This is a genomic window from Pseudomonas sp. MSSRFD41 (assembly GCF_014230245.1).
GTDB classification, from domain to species: domain Bacteria; phylum Pseudomonadota; class Gammaproteobacteria; order Pseudomonadales; family Pseudomonadaceae; genus Aquipseudomonas; species Aquipseudomonas piscis.
This window is the reverse complement of record NZ_JACKZK010000018.1, coordinates 87,681-113,915: the sequence shown is the minus strand read 5'-3', so window position 1 is coordinate 113,915 and position 26,235 is coordinate 87,681. Positions and strand designations below refer to the sequence as shown.

Here is a 26,235-nt window from a genome sequence, read left to right as displayed (position 1 = left end):
TTTCGTCCGTTTTTTTGGGGTGGCCTGGGTTCCGGTTCGAATACCGGCTCTGGGCATGTTCTCCTCCCGGCTCTTGTCGGGCAGGCCCGGTGCAGCCTGGACGAATAGCTGGCGCGTTTCCTGCAAGCCCCCATGGCAATCGCCATAAAACGAGCGTTTCCGGCTCGTTCGTCAGTGCAGAGCATGCCTTGGGCATCTCATTCGGGGCCCCGCCGGGCCGCTTCGATCCGGCGATGGGTGCAGATGAGTCAGAAGGGGGGAAAATGAAGGCAGTAATTCTGGCAGGTGGATTGGGCACGCGTATCAGCGAGGAATCCCACCTCAAGCCCAAGCCCATGATCGAGATCGGTGGCAAGCCAATTCTTTGGCACATCATGAAGCAGTATTCCGCCCATGGGATCCATGATTTCGTGATTTGCCTGGGCTACAAGGGCTACGCGATCAAGGACTTCTTTGCCAACTACTTCCTGCACACCTCGGATGTGACCTTCGACATGCGCAACAACCGCATGGACGTGCACCAGAACTACAGCGAGCCCTGGAGCGTGACGCTGATCGACACCGGCGAGGAGACCATGACCGGCGGACGCCTACGCCGGGCCGGACGCTACCTGCAGGATGAAGAGGCGTTCTGCTTCACCTACGGCGATGGCGTATCGGATCTGGATATCGGTGCGCTGGTGCAGTTCCACAAGGCCCACGGCAAGCTGGCTACGGTCACCGCGGTGCAGCCGCCCGGCCGCTACGGTGCCTTGGAGCGCGATGGCGACCAGGTCCGGGGCTTCGTCGAGAAACCCCGTGGCGACGGTGGCTGGATCAACGGCGGGTTTTTCGTCCTTTCACCCAAGGTGCTGCCCTACATCCAGGGCGACAGCACCACCTGGGAAGCGGAGCCGCTGATGCAATTGGCCCGGGACCAGCAATTGCGGGCCTTCGAGCACAACGGTTTCTGGCAGCCGATGGATACCCTGCGTGACAAGAACCACCTTGAGCAACTCTGGCAAAGCGGGGAGGCCCCGTGGAAGCAGTGGGACTGAGTGCGCAATTCTGGCGGGGCAAGCGTGTCCTGCTCACCGGCCATACCGGCTTCAAGGGCAGTTGGCTGAGCCTGTGGCTGCAAGGCATGGGGGCCCAGGTCAGCGGCTTCGCCCTGGATCCGGGGACCGAGCCGAGCCTATTCGAGCTGGCTCGAGTGGCCGAGGGCATCGAGGACCATCGTGGTGACCTGCGCGACCTGGGCCGTCTGCTGGAACTGATGGCCCGGGTAGAGCCGGAAATCGTCCTGCACCTGGCCGCCCAGCCGCTGGTACGCGAAGCCTATCGTGACCCGTTGGGGACTTATTCGAGCAACGTCATGGGAACCCTGAACCTGCTGGAGGCGATCCGCCAGGTCGGTGGGGTGCGGGCTTGTGTGCTGGTGACCACCGACAAGGTCTACGCCAACCAGGAGTGGCTGTGGCCCTACCGGGAAAACGAGCCCCTGGGCGGGCACGATCCCTACAGCAGCAGCAAGGCTTGCTGCGAGTTGCTGGCCCAGTCCTACGCGTCATCGTTCTTTTCTGTCCAGCGCTATGAGGAGCACGGCCTGGCCTTGGCTACGGCGCGTGCGGGCAATGTCCTGGGCGGCGGTGATTTCGCGCCCGAGCGGTTGATCCCCGATGTACTCAAGGCCTGGTCCGCCGATGAGCCGGTGATCTTGCGTTATCCCCAGGCGGTGCGCCCCTGGCAGCATGCCCTGGAGCCGCTGGCCGGTTACCTGCAACTGGCCGCCAGGCTGTACCAGCAGGGGCCGGAGTTCGCCGGGGCCTGGAACTTCGGACCCGGCGAACAGGACATGTGCAGTGTCGGCGACGTGGTGGAGTTGTTGGCCCGGCGTTGGCCGGCCGCGCCGGGCCTGCGTATCGAACCCAGCGAGTTGCACGAAGCCGGGCTGTTGCGCCTGGACAGCAGTCGCGCGCGCCAGGTGCTGGGCTGGCAGCCGCGCTGGAGCCTGGAGCAGTGCCTGGCACAGACCCTGGATTGGCACCTGGCGTGGAAGAGCGGTGCCGACATGCGCGCCGTTACCCTGGGGCAACTGGATCTGTACCGAGGTGTGCTGTGAGCGAATTCCAGGTCCTGGCCCTGCCATTGCCCGGACTGTATGAAGTGCGCCACAAGCGTTTCGAGGACCAGCGTGGGCATTTCTCCCGACTGTTCTGCGAAGGCAGCTTGAGCGCGTTCGGCCAGCCGTTCCACATCCGCCAGATCAACCATTCCTGCACCCGCGAACGAGGCAGTGTGCGGGGCTTGCATTACCAGACCGCGGCCCGGCCCGAGGCCAAGCTCATCACCTGCCTGCGTGGCGAGGTCTGGGACGTGGCGGTGGACCTGCGTAGCGACTCGCCGACCTTCCTGCACTGGCATGCCGAACACCTGCGCGCGGGTGACGGTCGCAGCCTGTTGTTGCCTGCCGGTTTCGCCCATGGCTTCCAGACCCTGAGCGACGATGCCGAGTTGCTGTACCTGCACAGCGCCGACTATGCCCCGGACCATGAGGCGGGTTTGTCGGTACTGGATCCGAGGCTGGCGATCGATTGGCCACTGCCTGTCAATAATCTGTCGAGCCGTGATGCCAGCCATCCGTTGCTCGATGCCGCCTTCGCTGGAGTGAAACTATGAATTGCCGCGGTTGTGGCGCCTGCCTGAGCCTGCCCCTGATCGACCTGGGCACGTCGCCGCCGTCCAATGCCTACTTGCGCGAGGGACAACTGGACCAGGCCGAGCAATGGGTGCCGCTCAAGGTCCAGGTCTGCCAGCGGTGCTGGTTGGTGCAGACCGAGGATTACACCCGCGCCGACCATCTGTTCGACGCCGACTACGCTTACTTCAGCTCGTTCTCCAGCACCTGGCTCAAGCATGCCCAGGGCTACGTGGCGCAGATGGTCGAGCGTTTCGGGCTCGATGCGCAGAGCCGGGTGGTCGAGGTCGCGGCGAACGATGGCTACCTGTTGCAGTACGTGGCCGAGCGCGGCATTCCCTGCCTGGGGGTCGAGCCGACTCGCAGTACCGCCCAGGCGGCGCGGGACAAGGGCTTGCTGATTCGTGAATCGTTCTTCGGCCTGGACACCGCCCGCCAATTGGTGGAGGAGGGCTGGGCCGCGGACCTGATGGCGGCCAATAACGTCTTGGCCCATGTCCCGGACATCAACGACTTCCTGGCCGGATTCGCCGCCTTGCTCAAGCCAGCGGGCGTGGCTACCTTCGAATTCCCGCAACTGCTGAGCCTGATGGCCGGGCAGCAATTCGACACCCTGTACCACGAACACTATTCCTACCTGTCGCTGATCGCGGTCCAGGCGTTGTGCCAGCGCAATGGCCTGGAAGTCTTCGATGTGCAGACCCTGGCGACCCACGGCGGTTCGCTGCGGGTCTTCGTCCAGCGCCAGGAGGCCTCGCGCCGGCCGGTGCACGACAGTGTCGCCCAGCAACTGCGGTTGGAGCGCGAGGCCGGGGTCGACACTGCCGGTTACTACGGGACCCTGGCGCCGGCCGCCGAGCGGATCAAGCATGAGCTGCTGCGCTTCCTGCTCCAGGCCAAGGCCGAGGGCAAGCGCGTGGTGGGCTATGGCGCGGCGGCCAAGGGCAACACCTTGCTCAACTACGCCGGGGTCCGTTCCGACCTGCTGGCCTGGGTTGCCGATGCCAGCCCGCACAAGCAGGGCAAGTTCCTGCCCGGCAGCCGGATTCCGGTCGTCGCCCCCGAGCGCATCGACCAGGAGCGGCCGGACTATGTGCTGGTGCTGCCATGGAACCTGCTCGCCGAGGTCAGCGAGCAACTGGCCCAGGTTCGCCAGTGGGGCGCGCGCTTCGTGATCGCCGTACCCGAGTTGAAGCTGCTGTGAGCGCCATGACGGTCCTGGTCACCGGTGCCACGGGTTTCGTCGGCCAGCATCTGGTCACGGCGCTGCTGGCCCGGGGTTGCCGGGTACGTGCCGTGGCCCGGAACCTGGACAAGGCGCAGCGGTTGCCATGGTTCGATGCCGTGGAGTTTCGTGCGCAGGACGTGCATGACGCGAGCCTCGACATGGCGGCGCTGGTGGATGGGGTCGATGCCCTGGCCCACCTGGCCTGGCCCGGGTTGCCCGACTACCGGGCGCTGTTCCACCTGGAGCACAACCTGATGGCCGACTACCGCTTCATCAAGGCAGTGGTCGAGGCGGGAGTGCCCCAGGTGCTGGTCACCGGCACCTGCTTCGAATACGGCATGCAGAGCGGGCCGCTGGACGAGCAGGCCGAGGCCCGGCCAGACAATCCCTATGGCCTGGCCAAGCACAGCCTGCATCTGTTCCTCCAGGCCCTGCGCCAGCAGTTGCCGTTCAATCTGCAATGGGCCCGGCTGTTCTACCTGCACGGCCCGGGGCAGAACCCCAGGAGCCTGCTGGCGGCGCTGGACCGCGCCATCGATGCCGGCGATCCGGTTTTCGACATGTCCGGTGGGGAGCAACTGCGCGACTACCTGGCCATCGAGGAGGCCGCCGGTCACCTGGCGGCATTGCTCCAACGGCGGGATTTTTCCGGGGTGGTCAACTGTTCCAGCGGGCGGCCGATATCCGTGCGTGCGCTGGTGGAGCAGCGCATTGCCGAGCGCCGCTCGGCGATCCGCCCGAACTTGGGTCACTACCCCTATCCCGACTACGAACCCATGGCGTTCTGGGGCTTGAACCAGCGCCTGCTGCAATTGACAGGAGCCGAACATGGCGCATGAGTTGTATCGGGTCGCCGACCTGCCGGTCTTGCAGAACCGGACTTTCGCCGATGCCCGCAGTGCCCGGCAGTCTGCCAGCGCGGACATGATCCTGGTGCAGGACCTTGAGAGCGGGCTGATCTACAACCAGGCCTTCGATGCCGACAAGCTCAGCTATGACAGCGACTATCAGAACGAACAGGCGCATTCGGCGCAGTTCCAGCAACACCTGATGGCTGTCGAGGGCATCGTCGCTCGTCATTTCAAGGACCGGCAACTGATCGAAGTCGGTTGCGGCAAGGGCTACTTCCTCGAACTGCTGCGCGGCCTGGGCTACTCGATCACCGGCATCGACCCCGCTTACGAGGGCGATAATCCGCAGGTGATCAAGGCGCCTTTCACGCGCCAGCTGGGGTTGTCCGCCGAGGCCATCGTGTTGCGTCACGTGCTGGAGCACATCGCCGATCCGCTGGCTTTCCTGCAGGCCATCGCCGAAGCCAACCAGGGTGGGCAGATCTACATCGAGGTGCCCTGTTTCGACTGGATCCTCGAGCACCAGGCCTGGTTCGACGTGTTCTACGAGCATGTGAACTATTTCCGCCTCGAAGACTTGCAGCGGATGTTCGGCACCGTGCACGAGGCCGGGCATCTGTTCGGCGGCCAGTACCTGTATGTGGTGGCAGACCTGGGCAGCCTCAAGGCGCGCCTGCAAGCGCCCGAGCGACCCTTGCAGATGCCGGCTGGTTTCACCGCCAGCCTCGAGCGGGCCAAGCGCATCATCGAGTCGGCGCCGGGGACCGGCGCCGGCATCTGGGGCGCGTCCTCCAAGGGCGTGATCTATTCGCTGTTCCTGCAACGAGCCGGGGTGACAGTGGACCAGGTGGTGGATATCAACCCCGCCAAGCAGGGCCGCTACCTGCCGCTGAGCGGCATGCGCGTGTCCTCACCGCAGGAGGCCATGGAGGCGCTGCCGGCGCAGGCCAACCTGTTCGTGATGAACTCCAACTACCTAGAAGAAATCAAGCGCATGACCGATGGCCGTTATGTCTATCACGCCGTCGACAGCGCGTCGTTCCGATAATTTGCCTCGAGAAACCGAACATGAGCGAGAACAACGTCATTCAAGCCTTCGAACAAGAGTGCCAGGCGCAGGTCAGCGCCCAGGGCCAGGATGAGAAGCTCAAGGGGCTGGCCCGGGACTTCTTCAACCAGTCCGCGCAGCACAAGTACAGCTACCACTTCTCCTGGATGGGCCGGCCGATCATCCAGCTGCCCCAGGACATGCTGGCGATGCAGGAGATCATCTGGCGGGTCAAGCCGGACCTGGTGATCGAGTGCGGTATCGCCCACGGCGGGTCGATCATCTACTACGCCTCGCTGCTGGAGTTGCAGGGCCATGGCGAGGTGCTGGGCATCGACCTGGATATCCGTCCGCACAACCGTGAGGCCATCGAGCAGCACCCGATGAGCAAGCGTATCCGCATGATCGAGGGCTCGAGCATCGATCCGGCCATCGCCGAACAGGTGCGGGCCGCGGCAGCCGGCAAGAAGGTGATCCTGGTGCTGGACTCCAACCACACCCATGAGCACGTGCTCGAAGAGCTGCGCCTGTATGCGCCGCTGGTGTCGGTGGACAGCTACTGCGTGGTGATGGATACCGTGGTCGAGGACATGCCGGCGGATTTCTTCCCGGATCGTCCATGGGGCCCGGGCGACAACCCGAAGACCGCGGTCTGGGCCTACCTGGAAGAGAATCGCGATTTCGAGATCGACCAGCAGATGCAGAACAAGCTGCTGCTGACCGTGGCGCCGGACGGCTACCTGCGCCGGGTTCGCTGAACATCAATGGTTGCAGCAGGCTGTCGGCCGGTTGTGGGGAAATACCTATGTGGGTTGAAGATAAAGAAATGAATGACACAGTACCGCTCGATCAACGTTTCACCCTGGTGTTGTTGTCCCACAACCGCCAAGCGTTCATGCGGCGCGCCTTGCAGTTCTACAGCAGCTACCCGTGCTCGATCCTGGTGCTGGACTCCTCGCCCGAGGCGGATGAGTCCATCGCCCAGCGCTATCCGCGGGTGGATTACCGGCACTTGCCGCAATACGCCTACAGCGGCCTGCAGGACAAGCTGACCTTCGGCGTGAACCTGGTGACCACGCCCTACATGGCGTTCGCCGCCGATGACGATTTCCTGATCCATGATGCGTTGACCGCATCGGTGGAGTTCCTCGAAGAGCATCCCGACTACGGGCTGTGCCACGGCTACGGGATGATGTACCTGGCCAGGGCCACGCAGACCAATTACTACCGCCGCGACCGCCGGGTACCCGAGGACTATGCCAGCGCCGACCCGAAGGAGCGGGTCATGGACTTCCTGGGGCACTTCCTGCCGCCGTTCTACGCGGTGACTCGTACCCAGTTGCTGCAGCGCTGGTACAGCCAGTTGCCGGCCGGCACCAGTTTCGAATGGCAGGAAATCGGCCACAGTTTCTACTTGCTGGCCTGTGCCAAGGCGCGGATCCTGCCGATCCCCTCTGCCGTGCGCGAGGTCGCCTATGGGGCTTCCGAGCACAATACCAACGTGTTGACGGTCTTGACGTTCAAGGATGCCCGGTCGGTGGCGCAACGAGAAGCGTTCGCCGAGTTCCTCGCTTCGCTGCCCACCGATTTCAGCGGCCGGGATCCGGCACTGGTCAAGCAGATTGCCCTGGACAGCTTCGCCGCCATGGCCGAGTGCCTGCTCAGCGGGCGTTCGCTCAAGATGACTGCGATCATCAGTTCGGCCTGGACCCAGGTAGGGGAGGAGCCGGTGCGTTCCTTCGGGCCGGAACAGTTCGTCGAGATGCCGTTCTACAACAAGCCGATGTTCGACCTGTTGACCGAGTTCGAATTCCTGTTGCATGCCATGCCCGCCGGGCGCCTGCAACTGCAGGAACTTGAAGGCGTCCTGTTGCGCCAGCAAGAGCTGATGCGGGTGCAGCCCAACGATACGCCGCGTTCCCTGCGCAGCCGGTTGTGGGAAGCCCTGGGGCTGAACCTGTTCAACCGCCAGGTCGTCAAGCGCCTGGCCGAATCGATGCAGGACAGCGATGAGCCCGAGGAGGCGCGCAAGTTGCAAGCCTGGGCCGAGCGCCTGGACTCGGTGCCGGGGCCGGACAGCCACGAGTTGCTCGCTGCGACCGAGTCGGGGCGACTGCTCGCCTGGCTCGAGGGGCGTGTCCCGCAGCCGGCACAACTGAGCGCCATCGCCGCGTACCAGGCTCGCCAGGGGGACGTGCCCCAGGTGCAGATCCTGTTGCTGGACCTGGATGCCGACATGGTCAAGTTGCAGGCCACCCTCGACAGCCTGGTCGCCTGTCACTACAAGGCGTTCAAGCTGGTGGTCTTCACCACCGGCGACTTGCCGGCCACCACCAGCGCCCAGGATACCCTGCATTTCGTCAGGGTCACCCAGGGTAACCATGTGGAGCGCCTCAACCAGGTGCTGGCGCAGTCCCGCGCGGACTGGGTACTGTTGGCCGAGGCGGGCGATCAGTTCACTGCCAGCGGCTTGTTGCGGGCCAGCCTGGAGTTGGCCGGCGCCGAGGGTATTCGCGCAGTGGCCATGGATGAGATCCAACGGCGCGGCGACTCGACGCTGGAGATGGTATGGCGCCCCGGGATCAATCTGGATCAGTTGCAGGGCGCGCCATCGTTGATGGCGCGGCATTGGCTGCTGCAGCGCGAAGCCCTGCTGGAGATCGGCGGTTTCTCCACTGAGCTCAAGCAGGCGCTGGAGTTCGATGTGTTGCTGCGCCTGATCCAGCAAGGCGGCCTGGGTGGTCTGGCGCACCTGGCCGAACCGCTGCTGATCTGCCGCGTTCCGGGCGAGGAAGCCCATGCCGAGGAGCGCCAGGTACTGACGCGCAGCCTTGCGGCGCGGGGCTATCGAGCCCAGGTCTCTTCGGCGCAGCCGGGCACCTACCAGATCGATTACCAACATGCCGAGCGTCCTCTGGTGTCCATCATCCTCGCCAGCCAGGACAACTTCGCCCAGTTGCAACGCTGCCTGGTCAGCGTGCTGCAACGTACCCGCTACCAGCGCTACGAAGTGTTGATCGCCGAGAACCACAGCCAGGACGCCGAACTCGACGGCTGGCTGGCCAGCCTCGAGAGCCGTGGCGAGCGTATCCGCGTGTTGCGCAGCAAGCAGCGCGTGAGCCAGTCGGCGCTTTACAACACCGCTTCTCGGGAGGCCAAGGGCGAGTACCTGGTGCTGTTGTCCTCCGAGGCTGAGGTGGTCAACGCCAACTGGATGGAAAGCCTGCTCAACCAGGCCCAGCGCCCGGAAGTCGGGGTGGTCGGTGCACGGTTGGTGGACGAACGGGGCGCGACGACCCAGGCCGGCCTGGTGCTGGGGCTCGATGGCCACCTGGGCGCGGCATTCGCCGGGGCCGCCAGGGATAGCCAGGGTTACATGAAGAGCCTATGGGTGGAGAAGAACTACTCGGCGGTGTCCGGTGCTTGCCTGATGATCGCCAAGGCGCTCTACGAGGCTGTGGGCGGGCTGGACGAAGGGCACTTCGACCAGGCTTTCGCCGATGTCGACCTGTGCCTGAAAAGCGCTGATGCCGGTTATCTCACCGTGCTCACGCCACAGGCGCAGATCCTGCATCCGGGCACCCTGGCCGATGATTCGCAAGCCGCGGCGGCGTTGCGGGACAAGTGGGCGGAACGCTTTGCCCATGACGCCAATTACAACGAGAACCTCACACTGGCTGGCAAGGGGTTCGCCCTGGATGCTGGTCGCCAGGTGGACTGGCAACAACTGATTGCCGGCTGACCCCTCCCTGAGCCCCTGGCCGGATTCGCAGCCTGTGCTACCAGGTTGCGAATCCGGGGTGGGACACAAGTTTCGATTCCCGATGGCTGGCGCAACGGGCACGGTTGACGATCCTGCTGGCCGGTCTTTATGTGACAGATTGGCAAAATGGCGTGACCTGCGGGTCAGAACGTGCATCTTCACTGTAATGTATGGCCCGGGAAGATGGCGCCAGCGCTGCGTGCCAGGTCCGTGATAGCCCTTGGTTCTTCCCGATGACGCTGTGCTCGACGGAAGTATCCGTGTTTTTTCGGCAGCCCCTGCCAGGCGACTGAGCGGGGGTATTGAGCTGTTTTTTATTGGGAAGCCGTGATGATTGGCATAAAAAGCATTGCGAGCTACGTGCCTGTAGCCGGCCTGGACAATTACGCACAAGGTGCAAAATTCGGCAAGGATGAGGAGTTCATCCTGGGCAAGATCGGTTCGGCCTTCCTGCCGCGCAAGGAGGCTACGCAAGAGACCTCCGATCTGTGTGTCGAAGCTGTCAATGCATTGTTCGCCGCCAACCCCGAACTGAAGCGCGAAGCTGTCGATGCGCTGATCGTCGTTACCCAGAACGGCGACGAAGAAGGCTTGCCCCATACGGCGGCGATCGTCCAGGACAAGCTCGGCCTGCCGACCAACGTGGCGGCGTTCGATATCTCCCTGGGCTGCTCCGGCTACGTCTATGGCATCTATGCCATCAAGGGCTTCATGGAGGCCGCGGGGCTGAAGAACGGCCTGCTGGTGACCGCGGACCCTTATTCGAAGATCGTCGATCCCGAGGATCGCAATACCACCATGCTGTTCGGCGATGCCGCCACCGCCACCTGGCTGGGCGAGGATGCGACCTGGCAGCTGGGCAAGGCCAAGTTCGGCACCGATGGTTCCGGGGCGCCGCACCTGAAGGTCACTGACGGTGTGTTCTTCATGAACGGCCGCCAGGTGTTCAACTTCGCGCTGCTCAAGGTTCCAGCCCACCTGCATGAATTGCTGGAGGAGTCTAACCTTGAGCCTGGGGATATCGACGCGTTCTGCATCCACCAGGGCAGTGCGGCCATCGTCGACGCCGTGGCCCGGCGTTTCGAGGGCGATCCGGACAAGTTCGTCAAGGATATGGTGGAGACTGGCAATACCGTTTCCTCGAGCATCCCCCTGTTGCTGGAGAAACATATGTTCGACTCCAGCTGGCAGCGAGTGGCCCTGAGTGGCTTTGGCGTCGGCTTGTCCTGGGGGTCGGCGATCATTTATCGCGCCTGATACCCGGCCCGCGGCGGCATAACAAGCGCTCGAGGTGTATCTTGAGCGCTTTTTTTTGCATGAAGGATAAGCGAGGCAACATGAGCGACAGCTTTGAACGCAACGCGGCGGTACTGCAAAGGCGCTGGCCAGCGCTGCTGGCGCGGGTGGTGACAGAGGATAGCGCTTCGCTGCAGGCAAACCTGGTGGAGGGGCTGGGCTCGACGCTGAGCATCGCCGGCATCCAGCTCACCAGTCGCCATGATCGTGCGCACGAGGCCCGGCTGCAGGCCGACAACATGCCCGATGAGCCTGTCCTGCATGTGTATGGCTGTGGACTGGGCGATCTGCAGCAGGTGCTATTGGAGCGCCCCGGGTTGCAGCGCCTGTATGTGCATATTCTCAACGGTGCGGTGTTCAAGCTGGTGCTGCAATTGCTGGAGCAGGATGCCTGGTTGGCCGATCCGCGGGTGGAGTTGCTGTATGCCGGCGATTTGCACGAGATCCGGCTGCCATTCTTCGCGCTTCCTGCCGAGTTGGTGCTGGCGGACGATTACAATGCGAAGATTCGCGATCGGCTGATCAGCGAGACTCATCTGGAGTTCAACAACCGATCGTTCAATTTCGATACAACCTCGATCAACGAGCGCTTGGCAGCTGTCGAGCCTTGGGTGGCGTGCGATCGCGATGTAGCCCAGTTGTTCGACACCTGCACCGGGCAGGAGGTCTTCGTGATTGCCACCGGGCCGAGCCTGGAGCGTCATTTTCCTGCGCTGCGCGCGTTGGCTGGACAAGCACGACGACCGCTGTTGATCTGTGTCGACACGGCCTACCAGCCGCTGCTCAGGCAGGGGATCCGGCCCGACCTGGTGTTGAGCATCGATCAGCGTATCTCCAGCCGGCACCTGCCGTCCTTGGGGAGTGAAGGCACGGCCTTGGTCTACTTGCCGTTGGCCGATCCGCAGGTCCTGGAAGGTTGGCGTGGGCCGCGTTATGTGGGGTATTCCACCAGCCCGCTTTTTCAACAGCTACGCCAGCGCTTGCCGCGGGCCTTGCTGCATGCAGGAGGCAGTGTGATTCACCCGGCGGTGGATCTGGCGGTGAAGATGGGTGGCAAGCGTGTCACCTTGTTCGGTGCGGACTTCGCTTTTCCAATGAACCGCACCCATGCCGGCTGGCAGGATGGTGATTTGGGGCCACAGCTCGGTGCTGCCAGGCATTGGGTTCTGGATGGCCATGGCCGGCGGGTGAAGACTCAGCTTAACTTCCGCAGTTATCTGTGCGAGCTGGAGCGTTACATCGGCAGTCAGCCTGAGGTGGCTTTCTTCAATACCAGTCGTGATGGCGCGATGATCGCCGGAACTACTTTCCATGCGGATTTTGTCCAATGAGTCGACTTGAGCCTTTGCTGAGCCGTGCCAGGAACGTTGCCGAACTGTTTCGGCTAGGACGTGATGTCGAGGCGGCGATGGAGATGGTGGAGCTGTTCGAGTCTGTCCAGGTCCTGGTGGATACCGCTGTCGCATCGATGCAACAGGAGTGGGCCCACTTGCTGGGCCTGCTGCTGGCCTGTCAGGAAGCCCAGGACTGGTTGGGCCTGGCAGATTATCTGGAGTACGAACTGGTGGAGTGGTTGCAGGCCTCGTTTGCAGGGTGAGCTTTGCTCGTGGGGTTGGGAGGGCACTTTTTCTGACGTCAGTTTTTCGTTCGGCCGGGGCTTAAGCCCTTGTATTTAAAGGGGTGGCAGGGTGATGGCAAATTTTTTTGAAAAAGCCCTAAAGCAACTTGCATCCGCGACGATAACTATTACGAAGGTTCTCTAGGCCATTACCCGGCGGTTGCCAGGGCCGGAAGCCGCAGTACCCAACCAACGAGGAATTCGTCATGGCTTTAACAGTAAACACCAACGTTACGTCGCTGAACGTTCAGAAAAACCTGAACCGCGCTTCCGACGCTCTGTCGACTTCGATGACTCGCCTGTCTTCCGGCCTGAAGATCAACAGCGCTAAAGACGACGCCGCCGGCCTGCAGATCGCTACCCGTATGACCTCGCAGATCCGTGGCCAGACCATGGCGATCAAGAACGCCAACGACGGTATCTCCATCGCCCAGACCGCTGAAGGCGCGATGCAAGAATCCACCAACATTCTGCAGCGTATGCGTGAACTGGCCGTTCAGTCCCGTAACGATTCCAACGGCACTGCAGACCGCGCCGCTCTGAACAAAGAATTTGCTCAGATGTCGGACGAACTGACCCGTATCGCCAAGTCGACCAACCTGAACGGCAAGAACCTGATCGATGGTTCCGCCGGCACCATGACCTTCCAGGTCGGTTCCAACACCGGTGCTGACAACCAGATCACCATCACCCTGGCCAGCGGCTTCGACGCTTCGACCCTGGGCGTTGATTCCGGCGCTATCGCCATTACCGGTACCGACAGCACCACTGCTGAAGCCAGCACCAAGGCTGCCATGGTCGCTATCGACAAGGCGCTGCAGACCATCAACTCCAGCCGTGCCGACCTCGGTGCCGCTCAAAACCGTCTGACCAGCACTATCTCCAACCTGCAGAACATCAACGAAAACGCCAGTGCTGCACTGGGTCGCGTACAAGATACCGACTTCGCTGCTGAAACTGCCCAGCTGACCAAGCAGCAAACTCTGCAACAAGCTTCGACCGCAGTTCTGGCCCAGGCCAACCAACTGCCATCCGCTGTACTGAAGCTGCTTCAGTAATAGCTGGCTAAGCTTTGGCGGGGGAGTGCGCTGGTCGTGCTCTCTCGCTTTTTTACTTTGAGAGGTGGTGGACATGGATATGAGCGTGAAGCTGAACTTGTCTTATCCTGTGGCCAAGTCCGCGATTCCGGTTGCCGACAAGCCCGTGGAGAAGCCTCGAGATGACGTTTCTGCGGTTCCTGCCATTGCAGAAGTGGCGGTGTCCACGCAGGACAGCAAGAAAGAGGCGCAAGCCGAACAGGAAAAACTGAAGATGGCCGTCCAGGAGATCGAGAAGTTTGTCCAGTCGGTCAAGCGCAACCTGGAGTTCTCCATCGACGAGCCCTCCGGGAAGGTTGTAGTCAAGGTCATTGCCAGCGATTCGGGAGAGGTGGTTCGTCAGATCCCCAACGAAGAAGTCCTGAAGTTGGCCAATAGCTTGAACGATGCCAGCAGCCTGCTGTTTAGCGCCAAGGCTTGATAGCTGGCACGAATTTTGTTTTTTAATCTTTTGATCGCTGTGGTGGTCAAAAGACCGGCGGCATACTGAAGGGAGATACACATGGCAAGTCCAATTCTACCGGGTACCGGTCTGGGTTCTGGTCTCGACACCGGTGCTATCGTCAAGGCGTTGGTGAATGCCGACAAGGCAGCCAAGCAGGGCCAGATCGACCGTGCGACCGAGACCAACAGCGCGAGTATCTCCGGCATCGGTACTTTGCAGTCGTTGTTGTCCTCCTTCCAGAGCACTCTTTCGGTCACTGGCTTGGGCAGCGCTGTAAGTCCTGCCTTTGCTGGTTTTGCCGCCACTTCCAGCGATGCCAAGTTTGTTGATGCCACCGCAACCAATGCTGCGGTAGCCGGTAAGTACAGTGTCAGTGTTTCGCAACTTGCAACTTCATCAAAGGTGGCCACCGCAGCTTTTGCCGGCGGTGCTTCCAGTGCTATTCCGAGTGGTACCTTGAACATCACTCAAAATGGCACTAGCTACTCGCTGGCCATCGGTGCCAATGCGACCCTGCAATCGGTGCGGGATGCGATCAACGCCGACTCCAAGTTGTCCTTGGCGGGGTTCAACGCCAACATCGTTACCGATTCCTTCGGTTCGCGCCTGGTGATCGGTTCGGACAAGACCGGGGCTGGTTCGGATATCTCCGTGAGCGGCATTGCCGGGCTGGAGATCGATGGCACCAAGCCGATGCCGACTGGCAGCCCTACCGATCCCATGAAAGCCGACTCTTCCGGCGCCATTGGTGGTTTGGCCAAGGATGCAATGTTCACCGTCGACGGCATGCCGTTGACCAGCAAGAGCAATACCGTCACCCAGGCTGTTTCCGGCTTGAAACTGAACCTGGTGGCGGTCACCACTGCTCCGATCACCGTGGAAGTGAAGACCAACACCGACGGTCTCAAGGCTTCGATCCAGAAGTTCATCGAGTCCTACAATTCGGTGGTCAACGGTATCAGTTCCCTGACCAAGCCGTCCCTGGACGATAATGGCAAGCTGACCGTGCCGGCGCAGCTGACGGGTGATCCGCTACCACGTTCGATCTTGTCGGCTATTCGAGCGCCACTGTCGGAAGTCGGTGCCGGCGACAAGCTCACCGTGCTGTCGCAGTTGGGTATCACTACCAACCAGAAAACCGGTGCATTGGACTTCGACGAGAAAAAGTTCACGGCAGCGTTGAACGATAAGAAGCTTGGTGGCGAAGTGCAGAAGCTGTTTACCGGCGATGGCACCAGTCCGGGTTTGCTGGATCGCATGACCACCGCGATCAAGCCCTTCACTCAGGGTGTGGGTTCGACCGAGGGGATCCTGGTCACTCGAACCAAGAACCTGGATGTCACCAAGAAGAAGCTCGCTGACCAACAGGCATCGCTGGATCGTCGTGTTGCCACCCTGACCGCTGTATTGACCAAGAAGTACAATGACATGGATACGCTGGTGGGCAAGCTGAAGGCTACCGCCAGCAATATCACTTCCATGTTCGAGGCCATGAACGCGCAGAAGAAAGGCTGATATATAATCTGCGCCAAAAGCCCGGCAGCGTTTTCCAGCGCTCCGGGCTTTTGCATTTGATCTAAAGTTTTTTGACGTTGCGTCGATACGCTGTTTATACGAACCCTTGAGTTTTGAAGAGGTACCACATGAATCCGATGTTAGCCCTTCGGCAATATCAAAAGGTGGGTGGACAGGCACAGACTTCCGAGGCCAGCCCGCATCGCCTGGTGCAAATGCTGATGGAAGGTGGCCTGGACCGTATCGCTCAGGCCAAGGGCGCGATGGAGCGCGGTGATATCGCCAACAAGGGCATCTTCATCACTAAGGCCATTGGCATTGTGGGGGGCTTGCGCGAAGGCCTGGACCTGGAGAACTCCATGGACAGCCTGGCGGACCTGGACGGTCTGTACACCTACATGATGAAGCGCCTGGCCGAGGCCAATATCAAGACCGATCCGAAGATCCTCGACGAGGTGGCAGGTCTGCTGCGTACGGTCAAAGAGGGCTGGGATGCCATTGCGGCTCCAGGCCCGCAGTTTTAAGGAGAAACACCATGAGTGCTGTCCTGCAACGCATTGAAGAAACGCGCGTGGCCCTGGTTGACGCCTTGGCCGAGCGTAATTGGCAGGCTATAGGTGAACTGGACCTGGCTTGTCGTTCATGCATGGAGGACGTGCTCGGGGAGGTCGGGGTCGACGAGGTTGCCCTCCGGAGCAATCTTGAAGAATTGCTGGGGGTCTACCGGCAGTTGCTGGAAGTGGCGACCGGTGAGCGCCAGGCGATATTCGACGAGATGTCGCAGATCCATCAAGCGCAGAACGCGGCAAAGGTTTACCATTTGTTCGGTTAATGTCGAGTTGATCCGAACACTGCGCGCCATAAATTTGACTGTGCACGCTTTTTTGACTTAACTAGTGGCTGTTTTCAGATTTCAGGCGTCTATGAAGGCAGGTAAATGTCTTCAAGCGCGTCTAGCTTGCCCCTTAATTTCCGGGCATTGAGTTGACTAGGGAAGTTGCTATTGCATGTGGCGTGAAACCAAAATTCTGCTGATCGATGACGATAGCGTTCGCCGCCGCGACTTGGCGGTGATTTTAAATTTTCTCGGTGAAGAAAATTTGCCCTGCGCTAGCCATGACTGGCAGCAGGCTGTCGGCTCTTTGTCGTCTAGTCGGGAAGTGATCTGTGTCCTCATCGGGACTGTAAACGCTCCTGGTGCACTGCTGGGCTTGTTAAAGACACTCTCGACCTGGGATGAGTTCCTTCCAGTTTTGCTAATGGGCGAAAATTCTTCTGTCGAGCTGCCGGAAGACCAGCGTCGCCGGGTGTTGTCTACCCTGGAGATGCCTCCCAGCTATAGCAAGTTGCTCGATTCCCTGCACCGGGCCCAGGTCTACCGCGAGATGTACGACCAGGCGCGCGAGCGCGGGCGTCATCGCGAACCCAATCTGTTCCGCAGCCTGGTCGGCACCAGTCGGGCGATCCAGCACGTGCGGCAGATGATGCAGCAGGTGGCGGACACCGATGCCAGCGTATTGATCCTGGGTGAATCGGGTACTGGCAAGGAAGTGGTTGCGCGCAACTTGCACTATCACTCCAAGCGCCGCGACGCGCCTTTCGTGCCAGTCAATTGCGGGGCGATCCCTGCCGAGTTGCTGGAGAGCGAGCTGTTCGGTCATGAGAAGGGGGCCTTCACCGGGGCCATCACCAGCCGGGCCGGGCGTTTCGAACTGGCCAACGGCGGGACCCTGTTTCTCGACGAGATCGGCGATATGCCGCTGCCGATGCAGGTCAAGCTGCTGCGCGTGCTGCAGGAGCGCACCTTCGAGCGCGTGGGCAGCAACAAGACCCAGGGCGTCGACGTGCGCATCATCGCGGCCACCCACAAGAACCTGGAAAGCATGATCGAGGTGGGCAGTTTCCGTGAGGACCTGTACTACCGCCTCAATGTGTTCCCCATCGAAATGGCGCCGTTGCGTGAGCGGGTAGAAGATATTCCGCTGCTGATGAATGAGCTGATTTCGCGCATGGAGCACGAAAAGCGCGGTTCGATCCGTTTCAATTCGGCCGCCATCATGTCCCTGTGCCGCCATGGCTGGCCGGGCAACGTCCGCGAGCTGGCCAACCTGGTGGAGCGCATGGCGATCATGCATCCCTATGGGGTGATCGGCGTGGTCGAGCTGCCGAAGAAGTTTCGCTACGTCGATGACGAAGACGAGCAACTGGTGGATAGCCTGCGCAGCGATCTGGAAGAGCGGGTGGCGATCAACGGCCATGCGCCGGACTTCTCCGCCACTGCCATGCTGCCGCCAGAGGGCCTTGACCTCAAGGATTACCTTGGCAGCCTGGAGCAGGGCCTGATCCAGCAGGCGCTGGATGATGCCAATGGCATCGTGGCGCGGGCCGCCGAGCGCTTGCGCATTCGTCGTACCACCCTGGTGGAAAAGATGCGCAAGTACGGGATGAGCCGTCGTGAAGGGGATGAGCAGGCGGATGATTGACGCCTGTTTTCCAGATCGCTGAAATCCGGGCGGTTTTTTTCGGCACGGGTATTGCTAAGTCTCTCGCAACGTTCCGTTTAACTGACGGTCAGCCACGCGAGAGAGTCCCATGTCCCAAGCCGCCCAGATGTCTCCTGCCCCCGATACCCAGGGGCAATCGTCGTCCGTAGAGCAGGCGAGCCGGCTTGGCCTCGAGCAGGCCTTCGCCCTGTTCAACCAGATGTCGAGCCAACTTACTGACTCCTACAGCATGCTCGAAGCCCGGGTCACCGAGCTCAAGGGCGAGTTGGCGGTGGTCAGTGCCCAGCGCATGCAGGAGCTGGCGGAAAAAGAACGCTTGGCCAATCGTCTGCAGAACCTGCTGGACCTGCTGCCGGGCGGGGTCATCGTCATCGACGGCCATGGCATCGTCAGCGAAGCCAATCCGGCGGCCTGCGAGTTGCTGGGCTTGCCTCTGGAGGGGCAGTTGTGGCGCAGCATCATCGCCCGTAGCTTCGCTCCCCGCGAGGATGACGGTCATGAGATTTCCCTGCGCGACGGTCGGCGCCTGTCCATCTCCACCCGTTCGCTGGATGCCGAGCCTGGGCAGCTCGTGCTGCTCAACGACCTGACTGAAACCCGTCACCTGCAAGACCAGCTGGCGCGCCACGAGCGGCTGTCCTCACTGGGCAAGATGGTCGCTTCCCTGGCCCACCAGATTCGTACACCGCTGTCCGCGGCATTGCTGTACGCCAGTCACCTGACCGAGCAGCAACTGCCGGCGGCCACCCACCAGCGTTTTGCCGGACGGCTCAAGGAGCGCCTGCATGAGCTCGAACACCAGGTGCGCGACATGCTGGTATTCGCCCGCGGCGAGCTGCCGCTCACCGATCGCCTGACGCCCAGATCGCTGTTGCAATCCCTGCAGGCCGCCGCCCAGACCCATGTCCAGGACGTTGCCGTACGCTGGCAGTGCGACAGCCATGAGGGTGAGCTGCTGTGCAATCGCGACACCCTGGTGGGGGCCTTGCTCAACCTGATCGAAAACGCGGTCCAGGCCAGTGCCGGTACTGCGCGGCTGAAGGTGCACCTGTATCGCCGGGACGACGCCTTGCGCCTGTGCGTCAGCGACAGTGGCAGCGGTATCGAGGCCGAGGTGCTGGAGCGTCTGGGTGAACCGTTTTTCACCACCAAGGCCAACGGTACCGGGCTCGGCCTGACGGTGGTCAAGGCAGTGGCGCGTGCCCATCAGGGAGAATTGTCGCTGCGCTCGCGTCCCGGGCGCGGTACTTGTGCACTGGTGACCCTGCCTCTGTTTTCCAGTGCCCCTGGTATGGAGGCAAGGTAATGGCAATCAAGGTTCTACTGGTTGAAGACGATCGTGCCCTGCGCGAGGCCCTCGCAGACACGCTCTTGCTGGCCGGTCATGACTACAAGGCCGTGGGTAGTGCGGAGGCGGCTCTGGAGGCCACGTCGGCCGAGTCCTTCAGCCTGGTGGTCAGTGATGTCAACATGCCGGGCATGGACGGCCATCAGTTGCTTGGCCTGTTGCGTGCACGCCAGCCACAACTGCCGGTGTTGCTGATGACCGCCCATGGCGCGGTGGAGCGTGCGGTGGACGCCATGCGCCAGGGGGCTGTCGACTACCTGGTCAAGCCTTTCGAGCCCAAGGCGCTGCTCGACCTGGTGGCGCGCCATGCCCTGGGTTGCTTGGGGGCGGTCGAGGAGGAGGGGCCGGTAGCCTTCGAGCCTGCCAGCGTACAGTTGCTGGAGTTGGCGACACGGGTGGCGCGCAGCGATTCCACTGTGCTGATTTCCGGCGAGTCCGGCACGGGCAAGGAGGTGTTGGCGCGTTATATCCACCAGCATTCCCATCGTGCCGGGCAACCGTTCATCGCCATCAACTGCGCGGCGATCCCCGACAACATGCTCGAGGCCACCCTGTTCGGGCATGAAAAGGGTTCGTTCACCGGCGCCATCGCGGCCCAGCCTGGCAAGTTCGAGCAGGCCGACGGCGGCACCCTCCTGCTCGACGAGATTTCCGAGATGCCCCTGGGGCTGCAGGCCAAGTTGCTGCGGGTTTTGCAGGAGCGCGAGGTGGAGCGGGTAGGGGCGCGCAAGCCGATCAACCTGGATATCAGGGTGGTGGCCACCACCAACCGTGACCTGGCCGCAGAAGTGGCCGCTGGTCGCTTCCGTGAAGACCTCTATTACCGCCTGTCGGTTTTCCCTCTGGCCTGGCGTCCATTGCGCGAGCGGCCTGCCGATATCTTGCCGCTGGCCGAGCGCTTGTTGGTCAAGCACGTCAATAAAATGAAGCATGCCAGCGCCAAGCTGTCCGCCGAGGCCCGGGCCTGCCTGTTGGGTTACCCCTGGCCGGGCAATGTACGGGAACTGGACAACGCGTTGCAGCGAGCCTTGATCCTGCAGCAGGGCGGGGTGATCCGTCCGCAGGACTTCTGCCTGGCCGGCCCTGTGGCGTGCGCCCCGCTGCCGGCGCTGGCGTCCGTCAGTCGGGGGGCGGTGCCTGCCGTAGCGGGTGAAACCGAGGTCGGGTTCCAGGAGCCGGGCGGCCTGGGCGACGACCTGCGGCGCCGGGAGTTCCAGATGATCATCGATACCCTGCGCTCCGAGCGCGGGCGGCGTAAGGAAGCAGCGGAGCGCCTGGGCATCAGTCCGCGCACCTTGCGTTACAAATTGGCGCAGATGCGTGACGCCGGGATGGATGTCGAGGCTTATCTGTTCGCTACTTGAAGAGTGGCCTGCAAGGCCCGGGATGGCTTTTGTGGGGATGGGCCATGGAGCTGGCACCCTTGTTGCTAACACCTCACTAACCGCGGAGTGAGCGTCAAAAAAATGCGGGTCGTCAGAGAGAGTAGACCATGAGCCAAGGTATTGAATTTAATCGGTTGATGCTGGATATGCGGGCCATGCAAATGGACGCCATGTCGCAGCCAAAATCCGCCGCAGTAGCACAGGTCAGCGGTAGCAGCTTCGCTGATCTGCTTGGCCAGGCCGTGAACAAGGTCAACGACACCCAGCAGGCGTCCAATCAGTTGGCCAGCGCCTTCGAGATCGGCAAGAGCGGCGTCGATCTGACGGACGTGATGATTTCCTCGCAAAAGGCCAGCGTGTCTTTTCAAGCCTTGACCCAGGTGCGTAACAAGCTGGTTCAAGCGTATCAAGACATCATGCAGATGCCGGTTTAAGGACGAGATTGAGTCATGGCAGAAGCAGTCGCCGATAACGTACCGGCCAAGACCACACCGCCGGTAGACGGGAAACCGCCGCTGTTCGGTTTGTCGTTCCTGGAAAACCTGTCCCAGATGACCATGTTGCGTCAGGTTGGCCTGTTGGTGGGCCTGGCCGCCAGCGTGGCGATCGGCTTCGCCGTGGTGTTGTGGTCCCAGCAGCCCGATTATCGGCCGCTGTATGGCAGCCTGGCGGGGATGGATGCCAAGCAGGTCATGGATACCCTGGCCTCTGCCGACATTCCCTACACCGTCGAGCCCAACTCCGGCGCTCTCCTGGTCAAGGCCGACGACCTGCCCCGGGCGCGCCTGAAGCTGGCCGCCGCTGGCGTGGCGCCGGGCGATGGCAACGTCGGCTTCGAGATCCTCGATAAAGAACAAGGCCTGGGTACCAGCCAGTTCATGGAGGCCACCCGTTATCGTCGTGGCCTGGAGGGCGAGCTGGCTCGGACCATCTCCAGCCTGAACAACGTCAAGGGTGCCCGGGTGCACCTGGCGATTCCAAAAAGCTCGGTATTCGTCCGTGACGAACGCAAGCCCAGCGCCTCGGTTTTGGTCGAGTTGTATGCCGGCCGTTCCCTGGAGCCTGGCCAGGTCATGGCCATCGTCAACCTGGTGGCTACCAGCGTCCCGGAATTGAGCAAGTCCCAGGTCACCGTGGTCGACCAGAAGGGCAACTTGCTGTCCGACCAGGCGGAAAACTCCGCGCTGACCATGGCTGGCAAGCAGTTCGACTACAGCCGCCGCCTGGAAAGCATGCTGACCCAGCGGGTGCACAACATCCTGCAACCGGTGCTGGGCAATGATCGCTACAAGGCCGAAGTCTCGGCCGATGTCGACTTCAGTGCGGTGGAGTCCACTTCCGAACAGTTCAACCCTGACCAGCCGGCCCTGCGCAGCGAACAGTCGGTCAACGAGCAGCGCTCCAGCAGCAATGGCCCGCAAGGCGTGCCCGGTGCCTTGAGCAACCAGCCACCGTCGCCCGCTTCGGCTCCGCAGACCACCGGTGGCGCCACCGCCTCGGCAGGCATGGTGCAGCCAGGCCAGCCTTTGCTGGACGCCAATGGCCAGCAGGTGATGGACCCGGCCCGGCCAGCCGATGTTGGCGCCGTATCCGTCGGACAAGCGTCAACAATCCACCAAGAACTTCGAGCTCGACCGTTCCATCAGCCATACCAAGCAGCAGCAAGGTCGCCTGAGCCGCCTGTCGGTGGCCGTGGTGGTGGACGATCAGGTCAAGGTCAACCCGGCCAATGGGGAAACCACCCGTGCGCCGTGGAGCGCCGACGAATTGGCGCGCTTCACTCGCCTGGTCCAGGACGCCGTGGGCTTCGATGCCAGCCGTGGCGACAGCGTCAGCGTGATCAACGTGCCATTCTCCGCCGACCGCGGGGAGGTGGTTGCCGATATTCCGTTCTACTCGCAGCCCTGGTTCTGGGACATCGTCAAGCAAGTGCTGGGCGTGCTGTTCATCCTGGTGCTGGTGTTCGGGGTCTTGCGTCCGGTGCTCAACAACATCACCGGCGGCGGCAAGGGCAAGCAACTGGCAGGCCTGGGCAGCGACGTCGAACTGGGCGGCATGGGCGGCCTGGATGGCGAACTGGCCAACGACCGGGTCAGCCTGGGTGGTCCGCAAAGCATCCTGCTGCCTAGCCCGAGCGAGGGTTATGACGCTCAGTTGAATGCAATCAAGAGTCTGGTGGCAGAAGATCCGGGTCGTGTGGCCCAGGTCGTGAAAGAGTGGATTAACGCAGATGAGTGATAACCGAGCCGCTACCGCCAAACTGACCCGGGTCGACAAGGCCGCGATCCTGCTGCTGTCCCTGGGTTCCACCGATGCCGCGCAGGTGCTGCGCCACATGGGGCCCAAGGAGGTCCAGCGGGTAGGCGTGGCCATGGCCCAGATGGGCAACGTGCACCGCGAGCAGGTCGAGCAGGTGATGAGCGAGTTCGTCGACATCGTCGGCGACCAGACCAGCCTCGGCGTGGGCTCCGACGACTATGTGCGCAAGATGCTCACCCAGGCCCTGGGCGAGGACAAGGCCAACGGCCTGATCGACCGTATCCTGCTGGGCGGCAACACCAGTGGCCTGGACAGCTTGAAGTGGATGGAGCCGCGGGCCGTGGCCGATGTGATCCGCTACGAGCACCCGCAGATCCAGGCCATCGTGGTGGCCTACCTGGATCCGGACCAGGCGGGCGAGGTGCTGGGCAATTTCGACCATAAGGCGCGCCTGGATATCATCCTGCGCGTTTCCTCGCTCAATACCGTGCAACCCGCGGCCCTCAAAGAGCTGAACCAGATCCTCGAGAAGCAGTTCTCCGGCAACTCCAACGCTTCGCGTACCACCCTGGGCGGTATCAAGCGTGCGGCCGACATCATGAACTTCCTCGACAGCTCGATCGAAGGCCAGCTGATGGATTCGATCCGCGAAGTGGACGAGGACCTGTCCGGCCAGATCGAGGACCTGATGTTCGTCTTCAACAACCTGGCCGACGTCGACGACCGCGGTATCCAGGCGCTGTTGCGCGAGGTGTCTTCCGACGTACTGGTGCTGGCCCTCAAGGGGTCGGACGAAGGGGTCAAGGAAAAGATCTTCAAGAACATGTCCAAGCGTGCCGCCGAGCTGCTGCGCGACGACCTGGAAGCCAAGGGCCCGGTACGCGTCAGCGACGTGGAGACCGCGCAGAAGGAAATCCTCACCATTGCCCGCCGTATGGCCGAAGCCGGAGAGATCGTTCTCGGTGGGAAGGGCGGCGAAGAAATGATCTAAGGTCGCTTTATGTCGTCCAGCAGTGATGAAACCCAGAGCGGCCTGATCCGTGCTCGGGACGTCGAGGGTTTCGACGTCTGGGCGTTGCCCAGCTTCGATCCGGAACCCGAGCCCGAGCCGGAACCGGAGCCAGAGGAGGTCGAGGAAGAAATCGAGGAAGTGCCGCTGGAGGAAGTCCAGCCACTGACCCTCGAGGAACTCGAAAGCATTCGCCAGGAAGCCTATAACGAAGGTTTCGCCACCGGTGAGCGGGAGGGCTTCCACAGCACCACGCTCAAGGTCCGCCAGGAAGCCGAAGTCGCGCTGAACGCCAAATTGCAGGCGCTCGAGCGGTTGATGGGCAACCTGTTCGAACCGATCGCCGAGCAAGACACCCAGATCGAGAAAACCCTGGTGGACCTGGTCAGGCATATCGCCCACCAGGTGATCCAGCGCGAACTGGCGATGGACTCCAGCCAGATCGAGCACGTGATGCGCGAGGCCCTGAAGTTGCTGCCCCTGGGTGTTGGCAACGTGCGGCTCTACATCAACCCGCAGGATTTCGAGCAGGTCAAGAGCCTGCGCGACCGGCATGAAGAAAGCTGGCGCATCGTCGAGGACGAGTCCCTGTTGCCGGGCGGTTGCCGGGTCGAGACTGAGCACAGTCGCATCGACGCCAGCGTCGAGACCCGGATCACTCAGGCCATGGGCCAGCTCTTCGATCAATTGCACGAACAATCGCTGCATCCGGCATCGGCGGACCTGAGCCTGGAGCTCGGTCCGCGCACTCCGGACCTGCCGCAGGCTGCGGAAGTCGATCCTGACGTCGCCCCGGATGCCGGGCAACCCGAGCCCGCAGGCCCCGACCATGCGTCTTGAGCGCACCAGCTTCGGCAAGCGCCTGGGTGGCTACGCCGAGGCGATCGCACTGCCGGCCCAGCCGATCCTCGAAGGGCGCCTGCTGCGCATGGTCGGCCTGACCCTGGAGGCCGAAGGCCTGCGGGCCGCCATGGGCACCCGCTGCCTGGTGATCAACGATGACAGCTACCATCCGGTCCAGGTCGAAGCCGAGGTCATGGGCTTCTCCGGGAGCAAGGTCTTCCTGATGCCGGTGGGCAGCGTCGCCGGGATCGCCCCGGGCGCCCGCGTGGTGCCTTTGGCCGATACCGGGCGCCTGCCCATGGGCATGAGCATGCTTGGCCGGGTACTGGACGGGGCTGGCCGGGCGCTGGATGGCAAGGGCGGCATGCGCGCCGAAGACTGGGTGCCCATGGATGGTCCCACCATCAACCCACTCAACCGCGATCCCATCAGCCAGCCACTGGATGTGGGCATTCGCAGCATCAACGGTTTATTGACGGTGGGTCGCGGCCAGCGCCTGGGCCTCTTCGCCGGTACCGGCGTGGGCAAGAGTGTGCTGCTGGGGATGATGACCCGCTTCACCGAGGCCGACATCATCGTGGTCGGGCTGATCGGCGAGCGGGGCCGCGAGGTCAAGGAGTTCATCGAGCATATCCTCGGCGAGGAAGGGCTCAAGCGCTCGGTGGTGGTGGCTTCGCCAGCCGACGACGCGCCGCTGATGCGCCTGCGGGCCGCGATGTACTGCACGCGGATCGCCGAATACTTTCGCGACAAGGGCAAGAATGTCCTGTTGCTGATGGATTCCTTGACCCGTTTCGCCCAGGCCCAGCGGGAAATCGCCCTGGCGATCGGCGAGCCACCGGCGACCAAGGGTTATCCGCCGTCGGTGTTCGCCAAGCTGCCCAAGCTGGTGGAGCGCGCGGGCAATGCCGAGGCCGGTGGGGGCTCGATCACCGCGTTCTATACCGTGCTGTCCGAAGGCGACGACCAGCAGGACCCGATCGCCGACTCGGCGCGAGGCGTGCTCGACGGGCATATCGTGCTGTCCCGGCGTCTGGCCGAGGAGGGGCATTACCCGGCGATCGATATCGAGGCTTCCATCAGCCGGGTCATGCCGGCGGTGATCAGCCCTGAAAACATGGGACGGGCCCAGTACTTCAAGCAACTGTGGTCGCGTTACCAGCAGGCGCGCGACCTGATCAGCGTCGGGGCCTACGTCGCCGGTGGCGACCGCGATACCGATACCGCGATTTCCCTGCATCCGGCGATGGTGACCTACCTGCGCCAGGGACTGAACGACAACGTCAGCCTGGGCCATAGCCAGACCCATCTGGAGATGCTGTTCTCCCAGATCGCGGGCGGGTAATCGA

At 62.3% G+C, this 26,235-nt stretch carries 23 protein-coding genes and 1 pseudogene; all 24 read left to right on the top strand.

What is annotated here, in order from left to right; translation table 11 throughout:
• Nucleotides 1-263: 263 nt before the first annotated feature.
• The 24 genes and pseudogenes from rfbF (at nt 264) to fliI (ending at nt 26,231) form a co-directional block, all read left to right on the top strand.
• Complete coding sequence (gene rfbF / locus H7A76_RS23645; RefSeq protein ID WP_185700734.1) at nt 264-1,037, top strand: glucose-1-phosphate cytidylyltransferase; 774 nt, start codon at nt 264-266, stop codon at nt 1,035-1,037.
• Nucleotides 1,019-2,101, top strand: a complete 1,083-nt coding sequence (rfbG, locus tag H7A76_RS23640; protein ID WP_185700733.1) for a CDP-glucose 4,6-dehydratase — start codon at nt 1,019-1,021, stop codon at nt 2,099-2,101. Before rfbF ends, rfbG begins: the two co-directional genes overlap by 19 nt.
• Complete coding sequence (locus H7A76_RS23635; protein WP_185700732.1) at nt 2,098-2,658, top strand: dTDP-4-dehydrorhamnose 3,5-epimerase family protein; 561 nt, start codon at nt 2,098-2,100, stop codon at nt 2,656-2,658. The genes rfbG and H7A76_RS23635 overlap by 4 nt, the downstream gene beginning before the upstream one ends.
• Nucleotides 2,655-3,881, top strand: coding sequence for a class I SAM-dependent methyltransferase (locus H7A76_RS23630; protein WP_185700731.1), 1,227 nt, complete (start codon nt 2,655-2,657; stop codon nt 3,879-3,881). Before H7A76_RS23635 ends, H7A76_RS23630 begins: the two co-directional genes overlap by 4 nt.
• A gap of 5 nt (nt 3,882-3,886) precedes the next feature.
• Nucleotides 3,887-4,744 (top strand): NAD-dependent epimerase/dehydratase family protein, encoded by an 858-nt coding sequence (locus H7A76_RS23625; protein WP_185700744.1) that lies wholly within the window; start codon nt 3,887-3,889, stop codon nt 4,742-4,744.
• Complete coding sequence (locus H7A76_RS23620) at nt 4,734-5,804, top strand: class I SAM-dependent methyltransferase (RefSeq protein ID WP_185700730.1); 1,071 nt, start codon at nt 4,734-4,736, stop codon at nt 5,802-5,804. The genes H7A76_RS23625 and H7A76_RS23620 overlap by 11 nt, the downstream gene beginning before the upstream one ends.
• A gap of 20 nt (nt 5,805-5,824) precedes the next feature.
• On the top strand, nt 5,825-6,562 hold the full coding sequence (locus H7A76_RS23615; protein WP_185700729.1) for a cephalosporin hydroxylase family protein: 738 nt from the start codon (nt 5,825-5,827) through the stop codon (nt 6,560-6,562).
• A 47-nt stretch (nt 6,563-6,609) separates the two neighbouring features.
• Nucleotides 6,610-9,546: a TIGR00180 family glycosyltransferase gene (locus H7A76_RS23610; RefSeq protein ID WP_185700728.1), complete on the top strand. Its 2,937-nt coding sequence runs from the start codon at nt 6,610-6,612 to the stop codon at nt 9,544-9,546.
• 351 nt (nt 9,547-9,897) lie between these two features.
• Nucleotides 9,898-10,824, top strand: coding sequence for a ketoacyl-ACP synthase III (locus tag H7A76_RS23605; RefSeq protein ID WP_185700727.1), 927 nt, complete (start codon nt 9,898-9,900; stop codon nt 10,822-10,824).
• 80 nt (nt 10,825-10,904) lie between these two features.
• On the top strand, nt 10,905-12,194 hold the full coding sequence (locus tag H7A76_RS23600; RefSeq protein ID WP_185700726.1) for a motility associated factor glycosyltransferase family protein: 1,290 nt from the start codon (nt 10,905-10,907) through the stop codon (nt 12,192-12,194).
• Nucleotides 12,191-12,460, top strand: a complete 270-nt coding sequence (locus H7A76_RS23595) for a hypothetical protein (RefSeq protein WP_185700725.1) — start codon at nt 12,191-12,193, stop codon at nt 12,458-12,460. The genes H7A76_RS23600 and H7A76_RS23595 overlap by 4 nt, the downstream gene beginning before the upstream one ends.
• 227 nt (nt 12,461-12,687) lie before the next feature.
• A complete protein-coding gene (locus tag H7A76_RS23590; RefSeq protein ID WP_185700724.1) occupies nt 12,688-13,539 on the top strand; it encodes a flagellin domain-containing protein in 852 nt (283 codons plus the stop codon).
• Nucleotides 13,540-13,612: 73 nt separating this feature from the next.
• On the top strand, nt 13,613-13,999 hold the full coding sequence (locus tag H7A76_RS23585; protein ID WP_185700723.1) for a flagellar protein FlaG: 387 nt from the start codon (nt 13,613-13,615) through the stop codon (nt 13,997-13,999).
• A gap of 81 nt (nt 14,000-14,080) precedes the next feature.
• Nucleotides 14,081-15,538: a flagellar filament capping protein FliD gene (gene fliD, locus H7A76_RS23580; protein ID WP_185700722.1), complete on the top strand. Its 1,458-nt coding sequence runs from the start codon at nt 14,081-14,083 to the stop codon at nt 15,536-15,538.
• 128 nt (nt 15,539-15,666) lie between these two features.
• The gene (gene fliS / locus H7A76_RS23575) at nt 15,667-16,062 is read left to right on the top strand and encodes a flagellar export chaperone FliS (protein ID WP_185700721.1); all 396 of its coding nucleotides are present in this window, start codon (nt 15,667-15,669) and stop codon (nt 16,060-16,062) included.
• Between the two features lie 11 nt (nt 16,063-16,073).
• Nucleotides 16,074-16,370 (top strand): flagellar protein FliT, encoded by a 297-nt coding sequence (locus H7A76_RS23570; RefSeq protein ID WP_185700720.1) that lies wholly within the window; start codon nt 16,074-16,076, stop codon nt 16,368-16,370.
• A gap of 175 nt (nt 16,371-16,545) precedes the next feature.
• Nucleotides 16,546-18,021: a sigma-54 dependent transcriptional regulator gene (locus H7A76_RS23565; protein ID WP_185700719.1), complete on the top strand. Its 1,476-nt coding sequence runs from the start codon at nt 16,546-16,548 to the stop codon at nt 18,019-18,021.
• 109 nt (nt 18,022-18,130) lie between these two features.
• Nucleotides 18,131-19,348, top strand: a complete 1,218-nt coding sequence (locus tag H7A76_RS23560) for a sensor histidine kinase (protein WP_409519203.1) — start codon at nt 18,131-18,133, stop codon at nt 19,346-19,348.
• Nucleotides 19,348-20,754 carry a sigma-54 dependent transcriptional regulator gene (locus H7A76_RS23555; protein WP_185700718.1) on the top strand — a complete coding sequence of 469 codons (1,407 nt, stop codon included), beginning with the start codon at nt 19,348-19,350 and terminating at the stop codon, nt 20,752-20,754. Before H7A76_RS23560 ends, H7A76_RS23555 begins: the two co-directional genes overlap by 1 nt.
• A 128-nt stretch (nt 20,755-20,882) precedes the next feature.
• On the top strand, nt 20,883-21,209 hold the full coding sequence (gene fliE / locus H7A76_RS23550; protein WP_031321153.1) for a flagellar hook-basal body complex protein FliE: 327 nt from the start codon (nt 20,883-20,885) through the stop codon (nt 21,207-21,209).
• A 15-nt stretch (nt 21,210-21,224) separates the two neighbouring features.
• Nucleotides 21,225-23,013, top strand: a pseudogene (fliF, locus tag H7A76_RS23545) (flagellar basal-body MS-ring/collar protein FliF).
• Entirely contained in the window at nt 23,006-24,025 is a 1,020-nt protein-coding gene (gene fliG, locus H7A76_RS23540) for a flagellar motor switch protein FliG (RefSeq protein ID WP_011059975.1), read from the top strand. The pseudogene fliF and the gene fliG overlap by 8 nt, the downstream one beginning before the upstream one ends.
• Nucleotides 24,026-24,034: 9 nt before the next feature.
• Nucleotides 24,035-24,883 (top strand): flagellar assembly protein FliH, encoded by an 849-nt coding sequence (gene fliH / locus H7A76_RS23535; protein ID WP_185700717.1) that lies wholly within the window; start codon nt 24,035-24,037, stop codon nt 24,881-24,883.
• The gene (gene fliI / locus H7A76_RS23530; RefSeq protein ID WP_185700716.1) at nt 24,873-26,231 is read left to right on the top strand and encodes a flagellar protein export ATPase FliI; all 1,359 of its coding nucleotides are present in this window, start codon (nt 24,873-24,875) and stop codon (nt 26,229-26,231) included. The genes fliH and fliI overlap by 11 nt, the downstream gene beginning before the upstream one ends.
• The last annotated feature ends 4 nt before the right edge of the window (nt 26,232-26,235 follow it).

Excerpts from the sequence above, each read along its gene's own strand:
- fliE (WP_031321153.1), top strand. The coding sequence starts at position 20,883 with ATGAGCCAAGGTATTGAATTTAATCGGTTGATGCTGGATATGCGGGCC.
- H7A76_RS23620 (WP_185700730.1), top strand. The coding sequence starts at position 4,734 with ATGGCGCATGAGTTGTATCGGGTCGCCGACCTGCCGGTCTTGCAGAAC.
- H7A76_RS23605 (WP_185700727.1), top strand. The coding sequence starts at position 9,898 with ATGATTGGCATAAAAAGCATTGCGAGCTACGTGCCTGTAGCCGGCCTG.
- H7A76_RS23585 (WP_185700723.1), top strand. The coding sequence starts at position 13,613 with ATGGATATGAGCGTGAAGCTGAACTTGTCTTATCCTGTGGCCAAGTCC.
- H7A76_RS23555 (WP_185700718.1), top strand. The coding sequence starts at position 19,348 with ATGGCAATCAAGGTTCTACTGGTTGAAGACGATCGTGCCCTGCGCGAG.
- fliD (WP_185700722.1), top strand. The coding sequence starts at position 14,081 with ATGGCAAGTCCAATTCTACCGGGTACCGGTCTGGGTTCTGGTCTCGAC.
- H7A76_RS23600 (WP_185700726.1), top strand. The coding sequence starts at position 10,905 with ATGAGCGACAGCTTTGAACGCAACGCGGCGGTACTGCAAAGGCGCTGG.
- H7A76_RS23565 (WP_185700719.1), top strand. The coding sequence starts at position 16,546 with ATGTGGCGTGAAACCAAAATTCTGCTGATCGATGACGATAGCGTTCGC.
- H7A76_RS23595 (WP_185700725.1), top strand. The coding sequence starts at position 12,191 with ATGAGTCGACTTGAGCCTTTGCTGAGCCGTGCCAGGAACGTTGCCGAA.
- fliG (WP_011059975.1), top strand. The coding sequence starts at position 23,006 with ATGAGTGATAACCGAGCCGCTACCGCCAAACTGACCCGGGTCGACAAG.
- H7A76_RS23630 (WP_185700731.1), top strand. The coding sequence starts at position 2,655 with ATGAATTGCCGCGGTTGTGGCGCCTGCCTGAGCCTGCCCCTGATCGAC.
- H7A76_RS23590 (WP_185700724.1), top strand. The coding sequence starts at position 12,688 with ATGGCTTTAACAGTAAACACCAACGTTACGTCGCTGAACGTTCAGAAA.
- H7A76_RS23560 (WP_409519203.1), top strand. The coding sequence starts at position 18,131 with ATGTCCCAAGCCGCCCAGATGTCTCCTGCCCCCGATACCCAGGGGCAA.
- H7A76_RS23615 (WP_185700729.1), top strand. The coding sequence starts at position 5,825 with ATGAGCGAGAACAACGTCATTCAAGCCTTCGAACAAGAGTGCCAGGCG.
- fliS (WP_185700721.1), top strand. The coding sequence starts at position 15,667 with ATGAATCCGATGTTAGCCCTTCGGCAATATCAAAAGGTGGGTGGACAG.
- rfbF (WP_185700734.1), top strand. The coding sequence starts at position 264 with ATGAAGGCAGTAATTCTGGCAGGTGGATTGGGCACGCGTATCAGCGAG.
- H7A76_RS23570 (WP_185700720.1), top strand. The coding sequence starts at position 16,074 with ATGAGTGCTGTCCTGCAACGCATTGAAGAAACGCGCGTGGCCCTGGTT.
- fliH (WP_185700717.1), top strand. The coding sequence starts at position 24,035 with ATGTCGTCCAGCAGTGATGAAACCCAGAGCGGCCTGATCCGTGCTCGG.
- fliI (WP_185700716.1), top strand. The coding sequence starts at position 24,873 with ATGCGTCTTGAGCGCACCAGCTTCGGCAAGCGCCTGGGTGGCTACGCC.
- H7A76_RS23625 (WP_185700744.1), top strand. The coding sequence starts at position 3,887 with ATGACGGTCCTGGTCACCGGTGCCACGGGTTTCGTCGGCCAGCATCTG.
- H7A76_RS23610 (WP_185700728.1), top strand. The coding sequence starts at position 6,610 with ATGTGGGTTGAAGATAAAGAAATGAATGACACAGTACCGCTCGATCAA.